Source organism: Ruegeria sp. E1 (assembly GCF_056534225.1).
In genome coordinates this window covers 1-5,592 of the sequence record NZ_JBQFPE010000031.1, presented here as the reverse complement: position 1 = coordinate 5,592, position 5,592 = coordinate 1, and the positions used below count along the sequence as shown (strand labels likewise).

The 5,592-nt window shown below is 54.8% G+C and carries 3 protein-coding genes and 1 pseudogene; 2 read left to right on the top strand and 2 right to left on the bottom strand.

Features of this window, described 5'->3' with window-relative positions; all coding sequences use genetic code 11:
• Nucleotides 1-217: 217 nt before the first annotated feature.
• Nucleotides 218-901, top strand: a pseudogene (locus tag ACR0FG_RS20730) (IS6 family transposase).
• Between the two features lie 98 nt (nucleotides 902-999).
• Here ACR0FG_RS20730 and ACR0FG_RS20725 read toward each other — a convergent pair.
• The gene (locus tag ACR0FG_RS20725) at nucleotides 1,000-2,067 is read right to left on the bottom strand and encodes a ParB/RepB/Spo0J family partition protein (protein WP_480895244.1); all 1,068 of its coding nucleotides are present in this window, start codon (nucleotides 2,065-2,067) and stop codon (nucleotides 1,000-1,002) included.
• Entirely contained in the window at nucleotides 2,060-3,445 is a 1,386-nt protein-coding gene (locus tag ACR0FG_RS20720) for an AAA family ATPase (RefSeq protein ID WP_480895242.1), read from the bottom strand. The genes ACR0FG_RS20725 and ACR0FG_RS20720 overlap by 8 nt, the downstream gene beginning before the upstream one ends.
• A 580-nt stretch (nucleotides 3,446-4,025) precedes the next feature.
• Between ACR0FG_RS20720 and ACR0FG_RS20715 the strand changes: the two genes are divergently transcribed.
• Nucleotides 4,026-5,297, top strand: coding sequence for a replication initiation protein (locus tag ACR0FG_RS20715; protein ID WP_480895240.1), 1,272 nt, complete (start codon nucleotides 4,026-4,028; stop codon nucleotides 5,295-5,297).
• Nucleotides 5,298-5,592 lie beyond the last annotated feature (295 nt).

Genomic DNA, 5,592 nt, shown 5'->3' with positions numbered 1-5,592 from the left:
CTCTTCGGAAATCGTTGTCAGCCGTTAAGTGCTGAGGTTCGAAAGAGTAATGGTTTCGCACCGGAACCCTTTTAATGCGCAATAATTGGCATCTCTGAGCACTACTATTTTGATGATAGCTCCTTTCTATATATTAATGAGGTTCTGTCGCAAATTTTTCCACCTGTCAGGTTGCGTACTTTTGATAGCGCGTGCTCGGATAAGACAGGAGCAGCCCATGACGATCTCATTCAAGGGCGCGCATTTTCTGAAGGAAGTGATCTTGTATGCTGTTTACTTCTTTCTCCGCTACAGCGTGTCATTTCGGGATATGGAAGAGATCATGGCTGACCGTAGCGTTAACCTTGACCACGCGACATTGATCCGCTGGGTCAGCCGGTATGCCGGTCTTGTGGCTGAAGCTGCTAGGTATCGCAAACGCGCCACAGATCGCTCGTGGCGCATGGATGAGACCTATGTGAAAGTTAAGGGTGAGTGGGTTTACCTTTATCGCGCCATCGAAAAATACGGCAAAATACTGGACTTCATGTTGTCCAAGCGCCGAAACAAGGCCGCTGCGACGAGCTTCTTCGCCCGCGCGCTCGAGGCGAACGGGTTGCCGCGCAAGATCGTCATAGACAAGAGCGGAGCGAATACAGCTGGCGTCAATGCGATCAACAAAATGCTCCGACGCTTTGAGTGCCCTGTAACGATCGAGATGGTTCGAAGGAAATACCTTTAAAATATTATCGAACAGGATCACCGATTTATCAAACGTAGGATCCGTCCAATGCTGGGCCTCAAATCTTTCGCTTCAGCCGCATCTGTCCTGGCACGCATCGAGCTAGTCAATATGATACGCAAAGGCCAATTCACGTCCGGACTCCGACCGTTTCAGCAGTTCGCTCAATTGGCAGGATAATCCATTCTCCTGCTCAACCAACAATGCCTGCAAAAAATTGGCGACAAAACCTGTCAAACCACCAATCTGATTGTGCATCCTAGGGTTTCGCGGCGAAACTACCCGATCTGATGTGCAAGGTGCTGTAGAAGCGCCTCGACAGTTTCCCGGTCCAGACTGCGGCCCTCGAGCCGAATGCGCACCTCATCTGCCGCAACCTCAGCACTCAACGCGCCGCCAAGTGGTAGCGGCAATCGATCGATACGTTCAACCTCTTGCGGGCGCCCTCCCCTGGCTTTGTCACGTGGTTTCTCAGGCGTTGCTTTCATCGCCTGTTCCAAAAGCTTCCATTCAGATCGGGCATCTTCCACTTCGGCCCCATCCAGCACCTCGCGTAATTGCGTCTGAGCGCCATTGCGCAAACCAGCAGCCAATTGCAGGCCTGCTTTTTCGGTCAGTTCGGTAGGAAACTGAAGCAAATCCCCCAAAGCCTCGTGCACCATCGCAAAACTGCGTACCTTGGACCGCTTAGCCTTGGACGCGGCTGAGAACAATGTGTTGACCGCCTGTTCGACCGAAGCGAATACCCCCTGCCCTGCTGCCAGAACGGCAATCCGCCCCCTTTCGTAGTGGCTGAGGTTCGAACGCAGTTCGTTTTCCTCAACCATCGAAACATAGGCCCCCTGCCCGGCCCCGGCGTCGCGCACAAAGGCAGGAATCTCGGCAAAACGGGGGTCAGTAGCAGACAGACGCCGACAGGCCTCGTAACGCCTGTAGCCCGAGATCAGGCCATAGCCGTCGGCCAATTTCGTCACTTCGATCGGCGTGCGAATTCCGTGTACACGCACCGAGTCGATCAGTTCCCCCAACGCCTCTTCTTCCACATCCATCCGGTCGCGGCGAATAAAATCCGGTTCGATCTGGTCCAATTGCACCTTCTGCACCACCAGCCCGTCACCCTGCGCGGCGCGCCAGCGTTCGGCGTCTCCCTGATCCTGCACCAGTGCGGCGCGGTCGGTGACAGAGGCCATTCCCGCCAGGGCCGCGGCCTCACCCGCAACCTGCGCAATCGGTGGGGCCTTGGCGTTGGCCTCGAACGGGTTTGTCTGTGGTTTCGTCGCGAAACCGGCTTCAAGCTCCTGCAACTCCGAAGCATCGGGGGCGGTCAATCTTCTGCGCTTAGCCATTTGCATTTTCCTCCATCTGCGCATCGCGCCACCAACAGCCGATCAACAGCTCCTTGAACTCGGCATAGGTTCTGTCGAATGTTTCGCGACCGCGCACATAGGTTTCGCGGTTGAACTCGCGGTAATCCGCCTCGTAAATACCGTTGACCTGCTCACCCGCCTGGCCGACCAGCGCGGTATAGTCCTGACGATAGGCGTTCATGAAATCCCCGAAATAGGCTTGGATGACGTTGGCCATGTCCGTCTGCTGGCTGGCATCAAAGCGCGTTATGATGGCGCGCACTACATCCCATTCGAACTTCATTTCCGGTAAACCCGCCGCCCGTTGCGCTGCGTTTTCACCATCTTCGATACTGGCGAAAGTCGAATAGAGCATGTCAAAGAATCGGCCTGTCGAGTCAAACTCAAGGAATGACGCCCCAAGGGGGACCAACAGGATATCAGCGGCAGCCAGCGCGTTGATGGTAAGATATCCCAGGGCAGGGGGCGTATCCAGAAAGATGACGTCATAGTCATCCAGAACGCCGTCATCGTTCAGAAAATTGGTCAGTCCATCCCACAGGGGCCAGCTGCGCAACCCCATGCGCCAGACCGGGATCTGGAATTCGGCCCAGTAGAGGTTCAGCTGCGCGCCGATCAAGTCGATATTGGGCCAGTGGGTTTTCTGGATCACATCGCGGGGCAGGGTGGTCAACGCCTCGCGTAGAGTTTCGTCCAATGGAATTTCCGGTTGATCCGCCGCCACCCGAACTGCGTTTTCCTGCTGTACCGCGCGGGCGTAGTCCTTGGCGATCAAGGGGAACACAGTTTGCCATTCATCAGCGACCTTACCGCCCAATATCGAGGTCATGGAGCCCTGACTGTCCAGATCGATCACCAGCACCTTGTACCCGTCCAACGCGGCAGACATGGCCAGATGCGCGGCGGTGCTGGTCTTGCCGACGCCGCCCTTGAAATTGGCAACCGAGACCACCTTGGCAGGGAGCCCCTCGGGGCGATAGGGCAAGTACTCTTTCGTGCTGACACCTTCGCTCGCGAAATATTGGCGCAGCGCCAGAACCTCTTCCAGAGTAAACCATTTGGACCCGCCTTCACCCTCGCCTTGCGGCAGATCCGGGTTGCCTTTCAACACACGTCGCAGATGCGCCGGAGCGACCGGGATGAGGTATTTGGTGATCTCCCATATGGAAAACCTGCGCAGCCGTTTTTCCCCATCCGGGGCGTATCCACGACGGGCCAAATCATCACGACCTTTGGCACAAAATGCAGCCGCTTTTGCGAATCGCTGTGTGCCGATAGGGTCTGGCAACCGATCGGCTGCGGCCTTGGGGTCAAGATTCAGATACGGGGGCAGGCTGGGTTGCGTTGGTTTGTTCACTGTCGATGCCTCAGAAAATGTTCGCTTTATCAGCGTATATTCTCCAATCTACCGCACATTGTTTGTCACGGCTATCCTAGATCACAAAAATCACCGGTTTTTATCGCTTTCAGATTCAGTTTCGCCGCGAAACCCCATAAATTCGATAGAAGAAACAGCAACAAAGAGTTTGGATTCTTTAGAGTCTTTAGAATCTTTGTGTATTGATTATTATTATATTACAAACTGTTATCTTCATTTGAGTGCCTGGATACAGGTTCAAAGGCACCCGGATGCGGGATGAATGGCACCTGTTTCCGGGATCATCAGAACCCGCCTACAGGACCAAGAGGCCCGATTCTCAGGAAGACTCTAAGGCGCCTAATTGGAGTCTAATACGGTTGAATTTACCCTGGTTCGATGTGTTTCGGATCATGCAATTGCACCTTGAAGGCCCAGCTGAAGTCTCTGGCGGTTCATTCTTACGCTTAAGGTACCTGTCTACGGGAGGCGGCGCATCCTGTATTTGGGCACCTTAACACGATTGAAATCCGGGTACCTTTCGTGGCACATTCATACAAACGAGCAGTCAGGCAGGGCAATGCCAGAACCCCAGGTCGATATGGATCAGCTCTCAGGCGCATTGCGCCGTGAGACGGTTAAAAAGAATGTTGCCGCTATTCATATCAGTGGCAAGTTGACTTTGTTACAGCGCAAGCTGTCCAATGTTCTGCTGTTGAATGCATATGACACACTAACCTCGGCCACGACCCATACGATCGATGCCCGAACGTTGGCAATGATGGTGGGCTATAACTCAAACGATTTCGATACGCTTCGGTCCAGCCTGCGCGCTTTGGCGGAAACCGTAGCTGAATGGGATATGCTGGATGAACAGGGGCGGCAGGAATGGGGGGTGTCGTCGCTTCTCAGCTTTGCCAAGCTCAAGAGCGGCATCTGCGAATATGCCTATTCACCCGCGCTGGCGCAAAAGCTGTTCGACCCGAAAATCTATGCGCTGATCAATGTGCATATTCAGCGCAATTTCAGTTCGGGGCATGGATTGGCCTTGTACGAGAACTGCTATCGTTTTGTGCGCACCGGATCGACCGGCTGGTGGACACTGGATGTCTTTCGTAAGCTGATGGGCGTGGATGGCAGCGACTATTACAGCAGCTTCAAACATCTGAACGCCAAGATCATCAAACCGGCGGTGGCCGAGGTGAACAAAAGCTCGGACATCGTGATCGAGCCGGAGTTTCGCAAAAAGGGCAGGGCGGTCACCGATCTTCGGTTTCTGATCCGAGAGAACCCGCAGATGGCAATGTTCCAGATTGATGACAGCGACGGGGTGCGCAACCTTCCGGTTTACAAGATGCTGCGCAAACAAGGGGTCGCGGACCGGCTGGCGCGGCAATGGATAGCCGAACATGGCGAGGACTATGTGCAGCAAAAGCTTGACTATATGACCGAGCGGCAGGCGGACGTCAAATCGACGATCGGATATCTGTCCGCCGCGTTGCGCGACGATTACAAAGTCCCGGACAAACCCGCACCGGTCGAACCCGGCCCCGAAGTGGCCGAGGCGGCGCGCCGGCGGGATGCGGTGCAGGCGCGTGAGGATCAAGCCTATGAGGCTCGTGCGGCAGAGCGCGGCGAACGGGCGCGAAAACTGGCCGTTGTCGAAGCGTTGGTTTCGCGGCGAAACCCAACCCAGCGCGACGCAGACAAGAGGCTGTTTCTGTCCAGCTTGAACGACGATCTGGATCGCGAACATTTCCGCGCACATGGCTGGAGGTCGGGGCTGAACGCAACCGCGATTTTCGCGTTTTGGGAAGAACTTGAACCGGGGGCGTTTGAGGCTGAGGTTTAGGCTGGTAAAATAGGGGGCGTTTGAGGCTCTCCACCGCTTTCTGAACCGCAGACTCGATCTGGCGCTTGTGCTTGGGCTCGTCGAGGCGGAGCCCTCAGTTTCAAGAAGGTTTGTTTGGTTGGGTTGAAGAGGAACGCACATGGGCCTAATCGAAGTCCGCGTTCATATTTCGGGGTTTCATCTGAAGTGATCATAATGGTGTAAATATGCGCATTAAACGATTGGTGCGCAGATCCAATGATGATTCAAAAAAGCGTGTGTAACGGCGGGTGGTTACGTTTGGCCGATTTCACTT